Raw genomic sequence first — 17,401 nt, forward strand, 5'->3', positions numbered from 1 at the left:
TCAGACTAACGGGTGCTCACATAAGGTCGGCGTAGCGATAGCGATGATGCTCGGTGAAGCCGAGGCCCTCGTACATGGCCACGGCGCCTGCATTGGCCGCCGAGACCTGCAGGTACGCGTGCGTCGCACCCTGCGTGCGACCCCAGGCGACCAGTTCGCCGCAGATCCTCGTTCCGAGGCCGTTCCGTCGATGCGCCTCCGCGACCTCGATGGCCGTCAGACCGACCCAGCGTCGACCGTCGGGCGCGTCCGTCACCGCTGCACGCCCGATCGCCAGCATCTCGCTGGACGCCGAGCCGATCCGGCCGAACGCCGCCACACCGTCACGCACCGACGAGATGACCTCGAGCGCACCGTCGGGCAGGGGTCGCCCGCGGTAGCGGTACACGCCGAGCCAGTCGGCGTCGGGCACGTCGGAGAAGACCGACAGAGTTTCGACGGGCAGCTCCAACCGGGAGATGTCCGCGGCCATGACCAGTGTTTCGTCCCGCGTCACCCACCCGGCGGGCGGTGAACCCAGTCGGTCGGGCAGCAGGAGCACGGCAGGTAGGCCGCGCTCGGAGAACCATCGGACGATGTCGTCGAGGGACACATGACCGGCCGACGGTTCCACCGGCAACGCGGAGTTCGCCCGGCCGGTGAACCCGTGCCCGGCGCGCAGGAGCCAGCCGTCGATCCAGGCCTGTTCGACGCCGGGCCAGCCGTCGGCGGCAGCACGTTCCAGCGATCGAATCTCCGACGTGCGAATCGGACGCGGCCCGAGCTCCTTCAGCGCGACGACACGATCGGGCGCGACTCTCACTTCGCGACCGTCCGCGGACTGCACCGCGACCACCGACCGGCTGTGCTCGATCAGTTCGCCGATGACGTCCGTCATCGGGTGGCTGTGGCCGGGTGGCAGCCGGTAGCGCAGCATGACCCGCGGTCCCACCGCGTCAGTCCTCGTGGCCGAACGGATCTTCGACGGTGCCGGGGACCCAGGACAGACCCGGCTTGCCCCAACCGGCGCGTTTGATCGCCTTCTTCGCGGCACGCGCATTGCGGCCGATGAGAACGTCGACGTACAGGAAACCGTCGAGGTGCCCGACCTCGTGCTGCAGCATGCGAGCGAAGAAACCCGTTCCTTCGATGTCGACGGGCTCGCCCGCGGCGTCGGTGCCCGTGACGCGTGCCCAGTCCGCACGTCCGGTGGGGTACTGCTCGCCGGGAACCGAAAGGCAGCCCTCGTCGTCGTCCTCGGGATCCGGCATCGTCTCGGGGATCTCCGACGTCTCCAGAACCGGGTTGATCACCTCGCCGCGGCGACGGACGACCTTGCCGTCCTCGCCCTCGTCGGGGCAGTCGTAGATGAACAGCCGAAGGGGTTCGCCGACCTGGTTGGCGGCGAGTCCGACGCCGTTGGCGGCGGCGAGCGTGTCGTACATGTTCGCGATAAGGTCGGCGAGTTCGGCGGGCGTCTCGGTGACGGGCCGGGTGGGGGTGTGCAGTACCGGGTCGCCGACGATCCGGATCGGGAGAATTGCCATGGTCGACAAGAATACTGGCGTGAAGCCCCTCTCCGTGCACACGGTGAGGGGGGCGCGACTCGCCGCACGTCCTGCGAGCTGTGCCCAAGCACTGCGCACCGTGGTTCAATAACAACCGAAACACACGTGTGTAATTTCGTGCCGACTGCCCGCCCCTCGGGTGCGTCGACGCGGGTCTGGGGCTCGTGGCAAAAGGTGGGGACCGGCATGACGGCACAGGACAGCATCACGGCACAGGATCGGGATCCGTCGACACGGATCCGCGAAGTCGAGGAGTGAGATGGACGGCGCAGCAGCGCGTGACTCGAACCAGTCTCAGCAACCGGGAAACACGGGGGACATCAACGAGGTCGGAGCAGACGGCCTGACCCGTCGTGAACACGACATCCTGTCCTTCGAGCGCCAGTGGTGGAAGTACGCAGGCGCAAAGGAAGAAGCCATCAAGGAACTCTTCTCGATGTCCGCGACTCGCTACTACCAGGTGTTGAACGCACTCGTCGACCGCCCGGAATCACTGGCAGCCGATCCCATGCTGGTGAAGCGTCTGCGCAGGCTCCGCGCGAGCCGCCAGAAGGCAAGGGCTGCGAGGCGACTCGGCTTCGAGGTCTAGCCGTCAACTAGTGTCTTCCAGTGTGAGCAGTCCCAACCCGGAATCGTCCGGCCCTCCGCTCCGCGCCTTGGCAATGGTTCTCATTTCGCTCGCGATTCTGTTCGCAGCGATCGGTGCACTGTCGTTGACCGGTTCCGGAGACAGTGAAGAAGCGGCCGCCCCCGAGGCCACCAGCGAAGTCGCGGAAGCGACCTCCCCGGCAGCTCAGGCGCCGGCGGCCTCGACCACCAGCGCCCCGACGACGTCCGTCGCACCGGCCGAGGTCGAGGTACGCGTGCTGAACAACAGCGACGTCTCCGGTCTGGCAGCCACCACTGCGGACACGCTCACCGCCCAGGGCTGGACGATCGCCGAAACGGGCAACTACGCCCAGACCCAGGTCCCCGCCACCACGGTGTACTACGGAGACGCCTCCGGCGCGGAGGCCGCGGCGCAGGAGATAGCTGGGCAACTGGGCGCCACCGCCGAAGCCATGCCGGCCACACTGACCGGGTTCGGAGACAGCGTCGTCGTGATGGTCACCCAGTAGAGCCCCGACCGACCACGTGTCGACCGGGCTACTGCCGACTGGACTACTACCGGGGATAGTTATGATCTACGCAACGCCCAGCCTGTCCGACGAAGGAGCATTTTCCATGGCATCGACCAGCACAGCCCGATCCCGGACGATCAGGTCGTGGCGCTTCGCTACTCCCGTCGTCGCTGTCGCCGCATTCGGACTGGTCGCATGCACGGCCCCGGAAACCCCGTCCGACGTAGCGGGCACGACGCCTCCCGTCTGGACCGGCCACGAGGATCCCTCCGGTCACGGCGTCGCCGCCGACAGCCCTGAGGGCACCGTCGAAGCCGAGTTCGAGAACGCCGCAGGCACCACCGTCGGCACCGTCTCGTTCGTCGAAGAGGGCGACCACCTCGTCGTCACCGTCGAAGCAGAAGGCCTCACTCCCGGATTCCACGGTCTGCACATCCACACCGCGGGCGTCTGCGAGCCCAACTCCGTGGCACCTGCAGGCGGCGAGCCCGGCAACTTCCTGTCCGCCGGCGGGCACCTGCAGGTCGACGGCCGCACCGAACACCCCTCCAGCGGTGACCTGACATCGCTGCAGGTCGGCGAGGACGGAACGGCCATGCTGGTCACCACGACCGACGCCGTCACCCTCGACGACCTCCGCGCCGACGGCGGACGATCCGTCATCATCCACGAGGGCCCGGACAACTTCGCCAACATCCCGCCGCGCTACACCCTGCCCGACGGTGCAGCCGTTCCCGACATGAACACCCTCATGACCGGCGACGCGGGTGGCCGCGCCGCCTGCGCGGTCCTGGAATAAGCGGTTCCCGCACACATGCCGGGCCGCCCCACCCACTCCGCAGGCTCCGCTCCTGCGGCATCGGGTCACTCCGCAGGCTCCGCTCCTGCGGCATCGGGTCACTCCGCAGGCTCCGCTCCTGCGGCATCGGGTCACTCCGCAGGCTCCGCTCCTGCGTCATCGGGTCACTCCGCAGGCTCCGCTCCTGCCATAGCGTTCAATTCCTCCCCGCGCCCGACCCTCGGCGTGGAGTGGGAGATCGCGCTGGTGGACAAGGATTCGCTGGATCTCGTCAACTCGGCCGCCGACGTCATGGACGGCGTGACCGAGCTGGCGGGCGCGGAGACTCCGCGCGTGACGAAGGAGCTGCTGCGCAACACCGTCGAGCTCGTCACCGGAGTGTGCGAGAACGTCGGTGAAGCGATGGACGACCTGGGCGAGTCGCTCGATCTGGTCAGGCGCGCTGCGGCCCCGCTGAACATCGACCTGTTCAGTGCCGGCACGCATCCCTTCGCGGAATGGTCGACGCAGGTACTCACCAGCACCCCGAGCTACGACGAGTTGATCGCTCGCACGCAGTGGTGGGGGAGGCAGATGCTGATCTGGGGCGTGCACGTCCACGTCGGCGTGTCCTCGCCGGACAAGGTGTTTCCGATTCTCAACTCGCTGCTGCTGCAGTATCCGCACCTGCTGGCACTGTCGGCGTCGTCGCCGATCTGGTCCGGAAACGACACCGGATACGCCAGCAACCGGGCGCTGATGTTCCAGCAGCTCCCCACGGCGGGCCTGCCGTTTCAGTTCGAGGACTGGGGTCAGTTCGAAGGCTTCGTTCGAGACCAGATGAAGACCGGCGTCATCGAACAGCTCGGCGGAATGCACTGGGACATCCGGCCGGCGCCGAAGTGGGGAACCATCGAGGTGCGAGTGTGCGACGGCGCGTCCACCAAGCGTGAGCTCGCCGCGCTGGTCGCACTGACGCATTGCCTGATCGTCGACCTCGACCAGCGTCTCGAAGCAGGCGAGACACTGCCGAGCATGCCCCCGTGGCACGTTCAGGAAAACAAGTGGCGTGCGGCCCGGTACGGGCTCGACGCCGAGATCATCCTCGACGCGGACAGCAACGAGCGCCTCGTCACCGACGACCTTGACGATCTCCTCGAACGACTCGCGCCCACCGCGGTGCGCCTCGGATGCGCCGACGAGTTGGCGTCGGTCGCCGACATTCCCCGGCGGGGCGCGTCGTATCAACGTCAACGCAAGGTCGCGGCAGATTCCGACGGAAACCTTCGCACCGTGGTGCAGTCGCTGGTGGACGAACTGCGCCGGTGATCGACCTTCGATCGTGACCTTCTGGATGTAATTCTTCGTTCATGCTCCGTTTACTATGAACGACGTGCTTCAGGGGGAAGAGCGAACGTCACACGTCGAGAGAGCGGCGCCGGGCGCACTACGCGTCTACGGTGTCGGCGCTGTCGTCGTTCTGATTTTCCTCGCATCGCTGCAGGTCGTCGCGTTCTGGAAGGGTTTCCCCGGCCCGCTTCCGAGTATCTGGAACGACTTCTTCGGTACCCCCAAGTCGATGGCCGTGCCGTGGGGCGGTCTGGCGTTGGCCCTCGTCGGCGTACGTATGCCGATTCGGCTGTGGGCACTCGGAATCGCCGTACTGATCGATGCCGTGGGCGCGCTCGCTCGGTTGGAAGCCGGTCACCCGTTCGTCGTCGGCAACGGAGCCGTGATCGCACTGGCCGGATTGGCCGTGTTCACCATCTGGCGCCGCGACGCCGGCGGCATCCGAGCAGTGTGCCTCGGCGGACTGCTCATCCTCGCCACCAAGGGCGGCGACGCATGGTTGCAGATCACCACCATCGTCCGGCCCTACGTCCTGGACGAGTACGCGCAACTAGCCGACCACGCGCTCGGCAACCCGTCGTGGATCGTCGGAAGCTGGCTCGATGCGCTCGGCCCGATCGTCTACGCGGTGCTGCAATGGGTCTACATCCAGCTCCCGGTCGCCGCCATCGCCATCGCGATCTACCAACTCCGTGGCGTCTCGCGCACCGGACTGTGGCCGTCGCACTACCTGGTCAGAACATTTCTTCTCATCGGCCTCGTCGGACCCGTCTTCTACGTGCTGTTCCCCGTCGTCGGCCCGGTCTTCGCTTTCGGTTCGGCCGGCGAGGGGTTCCAGCTCGGAAACTACTGGCCGACGCTGGTTCCGTTCGACGCATCGCCGTCGGCCATCGGTTTCGACGAACTGACTCCCCGTAACTGCATGCCGTCGCTGCACACCGCCTGGGCGCTCAGCTTGTTCATCCACTCGAGGCGTGGTCCGTGGTGGCTCCGATGGGGTGGAACGGTGTGGCTGGTGTGCACCCTGGCCGCCACGCTCGGCTTCGGCTATCACTACGGTGTCGACCTGGTCGCAGGCGTCGTACTGTGCCTGACCCTCGAATCGGTGCTGCGCGACCCCGAGCGCGGGCTGAAAGATCCTGCCCGCATCCGGATGGTCGCGTTCGGCGTCGCGACGATGGTGGGGTTGTTGCTCTGTTACCGCTACCTCGCCGTCCCCATGGGGACGTATCCGGAGCTGTTCGGGCCGCTGATCCTGATCGCGATGGGATCGGTGATCGGGATGTTCTACGCAACGTTCTTCGCGAACAGCACCGTCAGCGATCGTCCCCTTCGTTCGTCTCCATCTCGTTGACGATCAGCAGTCCGTCGCGACCACGCTGCTCGCGGTAGGCGACACGTCCGACGGTGTGCGCGATGACCGGAGCCGTCACCAGGGTGAACACCCCGACGAGCACCAGCATCCAGATGTCGACGTTGCCTCGCAGTTGGATCACGGCGCCGGCCAGCACCAGTAGCAGGCCGACGACCTGAGGCTTCGTCGCGGCGTGCATGCGTGACAGCGTGTCCGGGAAGCGCACGATCCCGACGGCCGCGGTGAACGCGAGGATCGCGCCCAGCAGAATCAGAATGCCCGAGATTACTTCCAATACCGTGTTCATTCGTCCCTCACCCTGAACCTCGCGACACTGACGGATCCGATGAAACTCACCAGCGACAGTGCAACGATCGCGGGCACGATGGTGGTGTCGGCGCTGTAGACAGCCCACACCGCCAGCCCGCACATCGACACCGCGAGGATGGTGTCCATGGCGACGAGGCGGTCGAGTGTGCTCGGCCCGTCGAGCAGACGGTAGGCAGTCACGACGGCTGCAGCGATGAGCAGGATGCCGGAAACGGCAAGTACGACGGTCACTTCCACTCACCCTTTCGTTCGTCGTCGGTCTTCTTGTCGTCCCGGAAAGTGCCGTCCGTACCCGGTGCCGACGCGATGTCGTCGCCCAGGACTCCGTGGTACCGCTCGTACTCCTGGAAGTGAAGCGGGCTCGGCTTCCAGTCGGAATCACGCTCGAACGCGGCGATGAACAGTTTCTCCAGGTGACGTACGTAGGCGTAGAACGAATCGACTGCCTTCTGGCTGCCCATGTCCAGCACGTGTACGTAGAGCAGGCGCCTGGTCTGATCGATCTCCAGAACCATGGTTCCCGGAACGAGATTCATGGCGTCGACGAACAACGTGAGAACCAGATCGGACTTGATGGCGATGCGGCAGCGGAGAACACCGGTGACCGGCGGAGCCTTGGGGCGGACCGCAAGCCAGGCGACGTTCACTGACGACTCGGCGGCGTAGTAGAAGAACCAGAAGGTCAGCTTCAGCAAGGACCACAGGTGAATTCGACCTTCGACAGGCACCTTCGGCAACGGAAGCAGGATCATGATCCCGAGGCCGACGACGATTCCGCCCAGGACGTTGGCGGCACTGACGTTGCCCCACAACAACACCCACACGGCGGTGAGCCAGCCGAGAATCCACAGGCGCAGCAGGACGAAGCGGTTCAGATATTTCATCGTCCAGCCTCTTCTCCGGCGACCTGGTCCATGGATTTGTCTCCGAGGAACTCGGCGCCACGTACGGCGTCGATGTAGACCGAGCGATCACGAAGGTCGGCGGCGGCGCGGTCGCTGATGTCGATGATGCGGCCCGCGAAGACCGTCAGCGCCAATCCGACTGCGACGAGCCCTACCGTCGGGATGAGCATGAACGCGGGCATACGGCCGACGTCCTCGCGGTCCGCGAGTTGGATGTCGCTGGAATCGTCGAGCAGGGCGGACGGGCTGTTGTCCGCGAGGTCTCCCTCGGGAGCGTCGGCGCGAGCACGCCAGAACGCCTTCGTCCACACGCGGGCCATCACGTACAGCGTCAGCAAGCTGGTGATGGTGCCGCCGGCGACGAGGATCCACGCGAGGACGCTGCCCTCGGCGCTACCGGCCTGCAACAGCGCCACCTTTCCGATGAAGCCCGAGAACGGCGGGATACCACCGAGATTCAACGCGGGCACGAGGAAGATGATCGCCAACACGGGGCTCGCGGCGGCCAGGCCGCCGAGACGTCGCAGCGAGGACGACCCGGCCTGACGCTCGATGAGTCCGACGACCAGGAACAGCGTCGTCTGCACGATGATGTGGTGCGCCACGTAGTAGATCGCTCCCGACAGTCCGGACTGCGTGGACAGTGCGACGCCGAACACCATGTACCCGATGTGGCTGACGAGAGTGAACGACAGCAGTCGTTTGATGTCGCTCTGTGCGATGGAACCGAAGATACCGACGAGCATCGTGAGCAGACCGCACACGAGCAGGACGTTGTCCAGACCTCCGTCGGGGAACAGCAGCGTGTGTGCACGGATGATCGCGTACACACCGACCTTGGTGAGCAAACCGGCGAACACCGCGGTGACGGGGGCCGGGGCGGTGGGGTAGGAGTCCGGAAGCCACGTGGACAGCGGGAACACCGCAGCCTTGATGCCGAAGGCGACGAGCAGGACCGCGAAGATCGCCGTCCTGGTGCCCGACGGTACGTCGTCCAGGCGGGTGGCGATGTGCGCCAGATTCAGCGTGCCGGTCGCGGCGTAGACCAGCGCGATGCCGAACAGGAAGATCAGCGACGAGACCATCGACACCATGACGTACGAGACGCCTGCACGCACGCGGTCGGCGCTGGCTCCGAGAGTGAGCAGCACGAACGACGCGGCGAGCAGAACCTCGAATCCGACGAACAGATTGAACAGGTCGCCGGCGAGGAACGCGTTGCACACGCCTGCGCTCAACGCCAGATACGTCGGAAGGAAGATCGAGACGGGCTGGTTCTCGTTGCCGTCGCGAATGCCCTGACCGATGGAATACACCATGACCGCCAGCAGCACGATCGCGCTGACCAGCAGCATCAGTGCGGAGAGGCGGTCGACGACCAGTGAGATGCCGATCGGGGAGTCCCAACCACCGACCTGCAGCGCGAACGTTCCGTCGCGGTCGGCAAGGTACAGCAGGAATGCCGACACGACGACGATGGCCGTCAGCGAGACCATCGTGATGACGCGTTGGGCCCGTGGCCTCCTGCCCGCCACGAGTGTCAACGCTGCGGCGAACAAGGGGATCAGGACCGGTAGCGGGGTGAGAGCGCTGATGGTGCTTGCGGGGATGCTCATTCGGAGCCTCCCTTCTTGCGCTTCTTGGCGCTGGGTTTGGATGTGTCCTTCACTGCGCTGTCGATGCCGTCGAGGCCCTTCAAGTCCGGTTCGTCGTCGTCGTCGAAGTCACCCTCGTGCAAGTCTTCGTAGCACTCGAGGTCCTCGATGTTCTTGAGTTCCTCGATCGGAATCGGGTTGCCCTGGCTGTCGAAGGCGTCACCACTGAAACTCGGCTCACCGGTGACCGGGTCGTCGGACCGGTCGCGGTCCGGCATGTCGGCCATGGATCGGCGCTTGGAGACCTTGGTGTCCTCCGGGTCGTTCTCGACGTCGTCCTTGGTGTTGAGCGTGAACGAGCGGTACGCGAGTGCCAGCACGAACGCCGCGATACCCATCGTGATGACGATGGCGGTCAGAATCATGGCCTGCGCCAACGGATCCGCCATGGTCTCGTGGATCGACGTCGTTCGGCCGACTATCGGGGGATTGCCCGTCGGGCCACCGACGGTCAGCAGCAGGATGTTGATTCCGTTGCCGAACAACAGGAGTCCGAGCAGCATCTTCGTGATCGAGCGTTCCAGAAGCAGGTACACCCCCGTCGCGACGAGGATGCCGACGACTATCAGCATGCCGAGGTTCGCGGTCATCGGGCCTTCACCTGGCTCTGCATCTCCACCTGTGCGTCGAGACGTGCACCGAGGCTTCGGAGGACGTCGAGTACGAGACCGACCACGATGAGGTAGACACCGAGATCGAAGAACAATGCGGTGACCAACTTGATGTCACCGAGTATCGGCAGGGTCACCTCGAGGGTCGCCGACGACAACGCCGGGGCGCCGAGGAACATCGACGCGATCGCGGTGCCCGACGCGAGTATCAGGCCGAGGCCGAGGATCTTGCCTGCGTCGATCGGAACGGCTTCGCCGAGTTCGTATCGGCCGCCTGCGAGGTACCTCAGTACCAGCGCGAGACCCGCGGTCAGTCCACCGGCGAATCCGCCGCCCGGCGCATTGTGTCCGGAGAAGAAGAAGTACACCGACAGCACCATGATCGTCGGGAAGATCAGGCGAGTCGTGACCTCGAGGATCAACGACCGATGCCGAGGATCGATCAGGTCTCCGCCCAGCAACCACGTCGTGTCGGTGCCGGAGGGGCTGTCGGAATCGGTTGCCGGCGCATCCGAGACGCGGGGTGCGCTGCCGAAGCGTCGGTTGCGGAACACCAGCGATGCGACGCCGGTGGCCGCGACGAGCAGCACCGAGATCTCACCGAGCGTGTCCCACGCACGAATGTCCACCAGGAGAACGTTGACGATGTTCTTGCCGTCGCCCAGCAGGTAGGCGGCGTCGGGAAGTTGCAGGGAGATCGGGTCGGTGCTGCGCGCGTTCATCGCGAACGCTCCGAGGACGGTGACCGTCGCGCCGACGGCGATCGCGAGGGCTGCGCGAGGCAACCGCGACCCGGCTGCGCCCCGGTCGTCGACCTCGGCGGGCAGTTTCCGCAGCACGAGCACGAAGACGACCAGAGTCAACGTCTCCACCAGGAACTGGGTCAACGCCAGATCCGGTGCACCGTGCACCGCGAAGATGACGCCGCAGCCGTAGCCGGTGAGGCCGACGAGGATGACGCTGGCGAGGCGGTTGCGCATCACCGTCGCGCCGAGCGCCCCGGAGATCATGATGAGCGAGACGATGACCTGAAGTGGAGTGTCGAACAGGACGAAATCCAGTCCGGGTTCGCGTCCGAACGCCAGCACGGCCATCGGAAGCAGCACCAGCGTCAGCAGGATCGTTCCCTGCGTCAGAGGCAGCGATCCTCGCTGGGTGGTGCCGGTCAGACGGAGCGAGATGGTGTCCATCGACTTGAGCACCGCGTCGTAGACCCGGTCCGCGTTGCCGAGCGGCGGATGCTCGAACTTGAGGCGGTTGACCATGCGGTGCGCGATGAACAGACCGACACCGCCGGTGACGACGACGACCGTCAACCCGAGCGGCAGGTTGACGCCGTGCCACAGGGCGAGGTGGTACGGAGCCTGCCCGTAGGAATCGACGGTGGCCGCGTACGGACTGACGATGGCGTCGACGACGGGCGAGAAGATTCCTGCGGCTGCACCCAGAAGAGCGAGGAAGGCCGGTGCTGCGAGGAAGAGCGCCGTGGGCTCGTGCATGTTCTTCACCGCGGGGCTCGGTCGCTTGAGTTGCTTGCGCCCGAACGCTCCCCACACGAACCTGATGCTGTAGGTGACGGTCAGGATGGACCCGACGACCATGCCCGCCACGACGATCCAGGCGACGGCAGGGTTGAGCGTCGGAGTGTCGATGACCGCCGACAGTGCGGTTTCCTTGCCGACGAACCCGAGGAACGGGGGCAGCCCCGCCATGCTGGCCGCGGCAAGTGCGGCGACGGCGCCCAACAGCGGTGCCTTCTTGCCCAGGTGCGCGAGCTTGCGGATGTCGCGAGTGTGCGTCGTGTGGTCGATGATGCCGACCACCATGAACAGTGCGGCCTTGAACATCGCATGGGCGATGACCATGGTGAGACCGGCGAGCATCGCCTTCTCGGAACCGATGCCCACCAGCACCATCAGGAAGCCGAGCTGACTGACCGTGCCGAACGCGAGGATCAGCTTGAGATCGAATGCGCGCAGCGCACGCCATCCCGCCAGGATCATCGACAACAGACCGAGGGTGATCACCGTCGCGCGCCAGGGGCCGGAATCGGCGAATCCCGGGGCGAGGCGAGCGACGAGGTAGATGCCCGCTTTCACCATCGCCGCCGCGTGCAGATACCCACTGACGGGTGTCGGTGCGGCCATGGCGCCCGGCAGCCAGAAATGCAGTGGCACGATGGCGGACTTCGACAGCGCACCGATGAGGATCAGCACGATGGCAACGCCGGCAAGCCATCCCGACGGGGCGTCGGCGACCACGTCGGACAGGTTGTAACTGCCGGCCACCTGAGCGAGGACGATGATTCCGACGAGCATCGCGAGACCGCCCGCGGTGGTGACCAACAGCGCCTGGGTGGCGGCGCGCCTCGAGGATGCGCGCTCGGCGTAATGCCCGACGAGCAGGAACGACAGAACTGTCGTTATCTCCCAGAAGATGTAGAGCACCAACATGTTGTCGGCGGTGATGAGTCCGAACATGGCGCCGGCGAACGCGACCATCTCGGCGGCGAAGATGCCGAGTCGTGGTTCGTCGTCCTCGAAGTACCGGGCGCAGTAGACGAGGATCAGCGCGCCGATACCGAGCACGAGCAGCGACATGATCGCGGCCAGTGAATCGAACCGCATGTCCAGGTCCATCGACAGGCCGGGGACCCACTCGATGTTCAGAGACTGTTCGGTGTTCCAATTGGCGAACACCCACACCAGGCTGACGAGTGGCACCAGTGCAAGCGGAAAGAATGCGTTACGGCCCCACCAGCGGACCAACAAGGGCGCGAACACGGCCGCAACCGTGTGCGCGAGCAAAATAGCGAGCAAAAACGTACTCCGTCGTCTCGGGTCGCGTGATCCTGGCGCGGATCACGCGGTGGTCGTGGGGCGGCGTCGAGTAGGCGAACAAACGGAAAATATGCTCGCGAGCCGTGTGCTCGGCCGGCGAGTATAAGTTCACTCCATCCTACTTTGCGTGGTCGAGGCGCTGCCATTCGGTACTGTTTGCACCTTTTCGTTGACTCGGAGGCGTTCGCGTCGTACTGTAATCAACAGATTGGTTGATAAAGGAAGTGGTTGACAATGGGCGCTCGAACCGCCGACGACGATCGACTCGACGAAGCCTTCACGGCCCTCGCCGACCCGGTCCGTCGAGCACTCGTCGCCCGCTTGAGCCGCGGCCCGCAGACGGTCAACGATCTCGCCGAGCCGTTCGAGATCAGCAAGCAAGCGGTGTCCAGGCACATCCAGGTCCTCGAGAATGCAGGCCTGGTGACGAGGACCCGAGACGCACAGCGTCGGCCGGTCCACCTGAATCCCGACCGGCTCGAACAGCTCACCGTGTGGATCGACAAGTACCGCATCATCCACGAACAGCAGTTCCGCAAGCTCGACAAGCTGCTCGCAGAGTGAGTGGGGCCTGCGGAACGAATTTAGGCAAGAGGCGAGTCGAAACGCCGTTCGTTCGAGAAGGAGAAGTCATGACGAATCCAGTTGCCATCACCGTCCCCGACGGCCTGCCGTTCATCACCATCACCCGGGAATTCGACGCTCCTGTCGAGGCGGTGTTCCGGGCGCACAAGGAACCCGAGCTGATCGAGCAGTGGCTCGGGCCCAACGGATACGACATGGCGATCGAGCGCTACGAGTTCGTGACCGGCGGCAGTTACCGATACGTGCACACCAACCCCGAAGGAGCGACATTCGCATTCCGCGGCGTCTTCCATGTGGTGCGGGAGAACGAGTTCGCCATCCAGACGTTCGAGTACGAGGATTTCCCCGACGTCGTCAGCCTGGAGGCGTTGACCTTCGTCGACCTCGGTGACGGTCGGACTCGGCTCGAGATCGCGTCGGCCTATCCGTCCGTCGAATCGCGCGACGGAATGGCACAGAGCGGAATGGAGAGAGGCGTCTCCGAGGGGTACGAGCGTCTCGACGCGATCCTCGGAAGGAGCTGACCGTCGTGGACTGGACTTTGGAAGTGGTCGTCGTACCCGTGTCGGACCTCGATCGGTCGATCGAGTTCTACCGGGACAAGGTCGGGTTCGATCTCGACCACGACACCCGCAACGAGCACATGCACATTGCGCAGCTGACGCCGCGAGGGTCGGGATGCTCGATCGTCGTCGGGTCGCTGGCGTCGCAGCGTGAGATGGAACCGGGTTCGTTGAAGGGGCTGCAACTCGTCGTGTCCGACGCGCACGCCGCCCGTGAGGAGTTGCTGTCCCGCGGTGTCGAGGCCGGTGAGATCACCGTGTTCGACGACAGGGACGGGGGCACCTTCTTCGGGTTCGCCGATCCCGACGGCAACACCTGGGCGGTGCAGCAGTTGAAGGTGCGGGCGGACAAGCCGCTGATCCCGCGGAACCAGTGATCAGGACTGCTGGGCTGGCGTTCGTCCGGGGTCGACGAATGATTCAGGCTCGTTCGGTGGGGAAGTCGGCGTTCTACATGGCGGGAGGCAAGATCGATCCGGGCGAGACGCCTCTCGAGGCGCTGCACCGTGAGATTCGCGAGGAGCTCGACGCGGCGGTGGTCGACGCTCGGCTGCTGGATGTGTTCGAGTGCGAGGCGTGGGGGCATCCCGCGGGAACCGAGCTCGAGATCCATTGCTTCATCGCGGGATTGGCGTCGGAACCGACGCCGACCAGCGAGATCGCGGAAATTCGCTTCTTCACTCGCGACGAGTACGCGTCGATGCCGGATGTCGCTCCGGGGTCGCTCATGGTGTTCGACCGGATGCAAGCGCTCGATTTGATCGACTGATGCGGGTACGTTGTCGGTAGGAGAACGCACGTTCTCCCGCCTCGACGCATTAGGAGTCTCCATGACGAGCTTGTCCCAGAAGGCAACAACCCTCCTCGAACTCCACCAGCCCGGAAACCCCGTCGTGCTGCCGACGGTGTGGGACGCATGGTCGGCCAACCTCGCGGTCTCGGCTGGATTCACAGCACTCACCGTCGGAAGCCACCCGGTGTCCGACTCCATCGGTAAGCCCGACAACGAGGGCATCACCTTCGACGAGCTGCTCACACGCATCTCCCAGATCACCTCCGCCGTCGACGTCCCGCTGTCCGTCGACATCGAGTCCGGATACGGCGAGGACCCCAAGCGCCTCATCGAGGGCCTCGTCTCCGCGGGCGCCGTCGGCCTCAACGTGGAGGACACGGTGCACAGCGAAGGTGGACGTCTGCGTGAAGCTCAGGAGCACGCCGACTTCGTGGGCGCGCTGCGTGCAGCATCGGACGCCACCGACGTTCACGTCGTCCTCAACGCCCGAACCGACCTGTTCGTCAAGCAAATCGGTGACGAGAACGACCGCGTCGACCGCGCGATCGCCCGGTTGAAGCTCGCCGCCGACGCCGGCGCCGACTCGCTCTACCCTGTCGGCTTCCACAACGACGCGGACTACAAGCGTCTGGCCGAGGAGCTTCCGCTGCCCATCAATGCCATCGCCAACCCCGCGGACGGCGATCTGAAGCACTTCGCCTCGCTCGGAGTCGGCCGGATCAGCTTCGGACCGCTCTTCCAGGGTGCGCTGGCCGGAGAGGCAAGCAAGATCCTCGCGCGCTGGAACTAGGCACTCACGGCGAAGTGCGCGAGCCGTAGGCCTCGAGGTGCGCCACTTGCTCGGGATCGAGCGAGGGGCGCACCGTCGCGCGTGCGGTCGCCACGTCTGCTGCGGTGACGTCGGCCGCATCCATCGACCGGCGCATGGCCGTCAGAGCGGCCTCGCGCAGGAGTGCCGCGCAGTCCGCCGCCGAGTATCCGTCCAGATCCTCGGCGAGGGCATCGAGATCGACGTCGTCGGCGAGGGGGACTGCTTTGCCGGTGGCACGCAGAATGTCCTTGCGCGCGTCGGCATCCGGGGGCGGCACGAACACGAGACGCTCCAGTCGGCCCGGTCGCAGCAGCGCCGGGTCGATCAGATCCGGTCGGTTGGTTGCGCCGAGTACGACGACGTCACGCAGAGGTTCGACGCCGTCGAGTTCGGTGAGCAGTGCCGCGACGACGCGATCTCCGACGCCGGAGTCCGACGATTGTCCGCGTCGGGGTGCGAGCGCGTCTACCTCGTCGAGAAAAATCAACGACGGCGCCGAGTCGCGGGCGCGCTGAAACAGCTCTCGCACCGCCTTTTCCGAGGATCCGACCCACTTGTCCATCAGCTCGGCACCCTTGACAGCGTGCACGCTCAGCTGGCCGGAACTGGCGAGAGCGCGAACCAGGAACGTCTTTCCGCATCCCGGAGGCCCGTAGAGGAGAACCCCGCGGGGAGGTTCGATTCCCAGCCGCGAGAACGAGTCCGGATGCCGAAGGGGCCACAGTACGGCTTCGGTGAGGGCTTGCTTGGTTTCCACCATGTCGCCGACGTCGTCCAGCGTGATGCTGCCGATCGCCAGTTCTTCGGAACCCGAACGAGACAGTGGGCGGATGACGTCGAGGGCGCCGAGCAGATCGCTCTGCAGGATCTTCGGATCCGCCTTGTCGGCGCTGGCTCGCGATGCTGCACGCAGAGCTGCCTCGCGCACCAGCGCCGCCAGATCTGCGACGACGAATCCCGGTGTGCGCAGAGCGATGTCACCCAGGATCAGACCCTCGGTGGGGGAGGCGCGCAGTAGATGTTCCAGTAGTGCGGTTCGGCCTGCGCCGTCGGGAAGCGAGAGCGTCAGTTCTCGATCGCACAGGTCCTGCGACCTCAGGCGTGCGTCGGTCGCCTCGGGGTGAGCGGTGGTGGCCACCAAGGCAATTCCGGGCGTGTCGACACCCCGTTTCAGTTTCTCGAGCACCAGAGTGGACACCGGTTCCGCAGTCGCCGGCAGCAACGCGTCGATGTCGGTGACGAGCAGAACCCCGCCGGCGCGCAACCGCTCGAACGCGGACGCCACGGCGTCGACGCGCGCGGAGGCTTCCAGTGCCCCGATCGACGGACCGTCCAGTTCGACGACCGGCCGGCCGGCGAGAACCGCACGTGCGAGCGTCGACTTTCCGACTCCCGCCGGACCGGTGATCAGGACTCCCAGATGCGGCGACGCACCCAACGTGGCCAGCAGTTCCGATTCGTCGAGGGCCAACCGAAGCCACTCGGTCAACTTCGACTGCTGAGCGGCCACCCCGACCAGCTCCTTGACCTCGACCGGCGCGGGCTCGGCTGCGGCGGGTGGCTGTTCGTTCCTGTCCGACACAGGTGTTCGCGCTCCGGTGCCCCAGCTGACGGCCGAGTTGGGTTGCACGCTGACCGGACCTCCGCTCGGATCGGTGGCCGAGACCGTCAACAGCTCGCTGGTCCACGCAACCCCGAACGAACGTGACAATGCCTGGGTCGCGGCGCTCGTGCTGGTACCGGGACCGAGATCCCGTGGCAGCAGCGAGACGGTGTCGCCCGCAGTCAGAACCTTCCCGAGAAGGGCCTTGCGCAGCGTCGCGTCGGGAATGGATCCGACGGCCAGCGTCGAACCGGACAGCGTCACCGTCCTGGCCCCGTACACGGTGACGGGAGCGACGGCGATGGAGCCGTCCTCCTTGATGCCCGCGTTGGACAGCGTGACGTCGTCGAGCAGTGCTGTGCCCTGCGGGGTGCCGTCGGGTGCTGTGCCCACCACAGCCGAGGTCCGGCGCGCGCCGATCAGTGCAACAGCGTCCCACTCGCGAATGCCGAGGGCCGCCAACACCTCCGGGTGCAGCCGGACGACTCCTCGGCGCGCATCCGCAGCCGACGTGTTGAGCCGCGCGGTCAGCACCAACTCCGGTGCGGTCACCGT

19 protein-coding genes are annotated in these 17,401 nt (G+C 65.7%); 10 read left to right on the forward strand and 9 right to left on the reverse strand.

Annotated features, from left to right (window positions below; all coding sequences use genetic code 11):
* Positions 1-16 precede the first annotated feature (16 nt).
* Both CH292_RS07085 and CH292_RS07090 read right to left on the reverse strand, forming a co-directional pair.
* Positions 17-916 (reverse strand): GNAT family N-acetyltransferase, encoded by a 900-nt coding sequence (locus tag CH292_RS07085; RefSeq protein WP_051104965.1) that lies wholly within the window; start codon positions 914-916, stop codon positions 17-19.
* A 19-nt stretch (positions 917-935) separates the two neighbouring features.
* Entirely contained in the window at positions 936-1,526 is a 591-nt protein-coding gene (locus CH292_RS07090; protein ID WP_019666645.1) for a peptide deformylase, read from the reverse strand.
* A gap of 280 nt (positions 1,527-1,806) precedes the next feature.
* On the opposite strand from CH292_RS07090, the gene CH292_RS07095 reads away from it, so the two are divergent.
* The 5 genes from CH292_RS07095 to CH292_RS07115 all read left to right on the forward strand — a co-directional run bounded on the left by CH292_RS07095 (position 1,807) and on the right by CH292_RS07115 (position 6,150).
* Positions 1,807-2,136 (forward strand): DUF3263 domain-containing protein, encoded by a 330-nt coding sequence (locus CH292_RS07095; protein WP_019666644.1) that lies wholly within the window; start codon positions 1,807-1,809, stop codon positions 2,134-2,136.
* A 73-nt stretch (positions 2,137-2,209) separates the two neighbouring features.
* Positions 2,210-2,665: a LytR C-terminal domain-containing protein gene (locus CH292_RS07100; RefSeq protein ID WP_094627719.1), complete on the forward strand. Its 456-nt coding sequence runs from the start codon at positions 2,210-2,212 to the stop codon at positions 2,663-2,665.
* A gap of 106 nt (positions 2,666-2,771) precedes the next feature.
* Entirely contained in the window at positions 2,772-3,467 is a 696-nt protein-coding gene (locus CH292_RS07105) for a superoxide dismutase family protein (RefSeq protein WP_179275278.1), read from the forward strand.
* A gap of 15 nt (positions 3,468-3,482) precedes the next feature.
* Positions 3,483-4,775 (forward strand): glutamate--cysteine ligase, encoded by a 1,293-nt coding sequence (locus CH292_RS07110; protein WP_256977970.1) that lies wholly within the window; start codon positions 3,483-3,485, stop codon positions 4,773-4,775.
* 55 nt (positions 4,776-4,830) lie between these two features.
* The gene (locus tag CH292_RS07115; RefSeq protein ID WP_094654403.1) at positions 4,831-6,150 is read left to right on the forward strand and encodes a phosphatase PAP2 family protein; all 1,320 of its coding nucleotides are present in this window, start codon (positions 4,831-4,833) and stop codon (positions 6,148-6,150) included.
* Here the strand turns inward: CH292_RS07115 and mnhG are convergent.
* The 6 genes from mnhG to CH292_RS07145 are packed head-to-tail and all read right to left on the reverse strand — an operon-like array spanning position 6,113 to position 12,470.
* Positions 6,113-6,457: a monovalent cation/H(+) antiporter subunit G gene (mnhG, locus tag CH292_RS07120; RefSeq protein WP_019666639.1), complete on the reverse strand. Its 345-nt coding sequence runs from the start codon at positions 6,455-6,457 to the stop codon at positions 6,113-6,115. The two genes, CH292_RS07115 and mnhG, sit on opposite strands and share 38 nt — an antisense overlap.
* Positions 6,454-6,711: a monovalent cation/H+ antiporter complex subunit F gene (locus CH292_RS07125; protein WP_019666638.1), complete on the reverse strand. Its 258-nt coding sequence runs from the start codon at positions 6,709-6,711 to the stop codon at positions 6,454-6,456. The genes mnhG and CH292_RS07125 overlap by 4 nt, the downstream gene beginning before the upstream one ends.
* Positions 6,708-7,355: a Na+/H+ antiporter subunit E gene (locus CH292_RS07130; protein WP_230594354.1), complete on the reverse strand. Its 648-nt coding sequence runs from the start codon at positions 7,353-7,355 to the stop codon at positions 6,708-6,710. The genes CH292_RS07125 and CH292_RS07130 overlap by 4 nt, the downstream gene beginning before the upstream one ends.
* Positions 7,356-7,360: 5 nt before the next feature.
* Positions 7,361-9,001 carry a Na+/H+ antiporter subunit D gene (locus CH292_RS07135; RefSeq protein WP_019666636.1) on the reverse strand — a complete coding sequence of 547 codons (1,641 nt, stop codon included), beginning with the start codon at positions 8,999-9,001 and terminating at the stop codon, positions 7,361-7,363.
* Positions 8,998-9,630 carry a Na(+)/H(+) antiporter subunit C gene (locus CH292_RS07140; protein ID WP_019666635.1) on the reverse strand — a complete coding sequence of 211 codons (633 nt, stop codon included), beginning with the start codon at positions 9,628-9,630 and terminating at the stop codon, positions 8,998-9,000. Before CH292_RS07140 ends, CH292_RS07135 begins: the two co-directional genes overlap by 4 nt.
* Complete coding sequence (locus CH292_RS07145; RefSeq protein ID WP_179277931.1) at positions 9,627-12,470, reverse strand: Na+/H+ antiporter subunit A; 2,844 nt, start codon at positions 12,468-12,470, stop codon at positions 9,627-9,629. The genes CH292_RS07140 and CH292_RS07145 overlap by 4 nt, the downstream gene beginning before the upstream one ends.
* 255 nt (positions 12,471-12,725) lie before the next feature.
* On the opposite strand from CH292_RS07145, the gene CH292_RS07150 reads away from it, so the two are divergent.
* From CH292_RS07150 to CH292_RS07170, 5 genes are all read left to right on the forward strand, one after another.
* Entirely contained in the window at positions 12,726-13,055 is a 330-nt protein-coding gene (locus tag CH292_RS07150; protein WP_094627715.1) for a helix-turn-helix transcriptional regulator, read from the forward strand.
* 68 nt (positions 13,056-13,123) lie between these two features.
* The gene (locus CH292_RS07155) at positions 13,124-13,600 is read left to right on the forward strand and encodes an SRPBCC family protein (protein WP_020112586.1); all 477 of its coding nucleotides are present in this window, start codon (positions 13,124-13,126) and stop codon (positions 13,598-13,600) included.
* Between the two features lie 5 nt (positions 13,601-13,605).
* Complete coding sequence (locus tag CH292_RS07160) at positions 13,606-14,016, forward strand: VOC family protein (protein WP_037143589.1); 411 nt, start codon at positions 13,606-13,608, stop codon at positions 14,014-14,016.
* Between the two features lie 38 nt (positions 14,017-14,054).
* Entirely contained in the window at positions 14,055-14,408 is a 354-nt protein-coding gene (locus tag CH292_RS07165) for an NUDIX domain-containing protein (RefSeq protein WP_033188689.1), read from the forward strand.
* Between the two features lie 61 nt (positions 14,409-14,469).
* The gene (locus tag CH292_RS07170) at positions 14,470-15,222 is read left to right on the forward strand and encodes an isocitrate lyase/phosphoenolpyruvate mutase family protein (RefSeq protein ID WP_019666629.1); all 753 of its coding nucleotides are present in this window, start codon (positions 14,470-14,472) and stop codon (positions 15,220-15,222) included.
* Between the two features lie 4 nt (positions 15,223-15,226).
* On the opposite strand, the gene CH292_RS07175 is transcribed toward CH292_RS07170, so the two are convergent.
* A complete protein-coding gene (locus tag CH292_RS07175; RefSeq protein WP_019666628.1) occupies positions 15,227-17,398 on the reverse strand; it encodes an AAA family ATPase in 2,172 nt (723 codons plus the stop codon).
* Positions 17,399-17,401 lie beyond the last annotated feature (3 nt).

Source organism: Rhodococcus sp. 14-2470-1a, assembly GCF_002259425.1.
Lineage (GTDB): Bacteria > Actinomycetota > Actinomycetes > Mycobacteriales > Mycobacteriaceae > Rhodococcoides > Rhodococcoides fascians_E.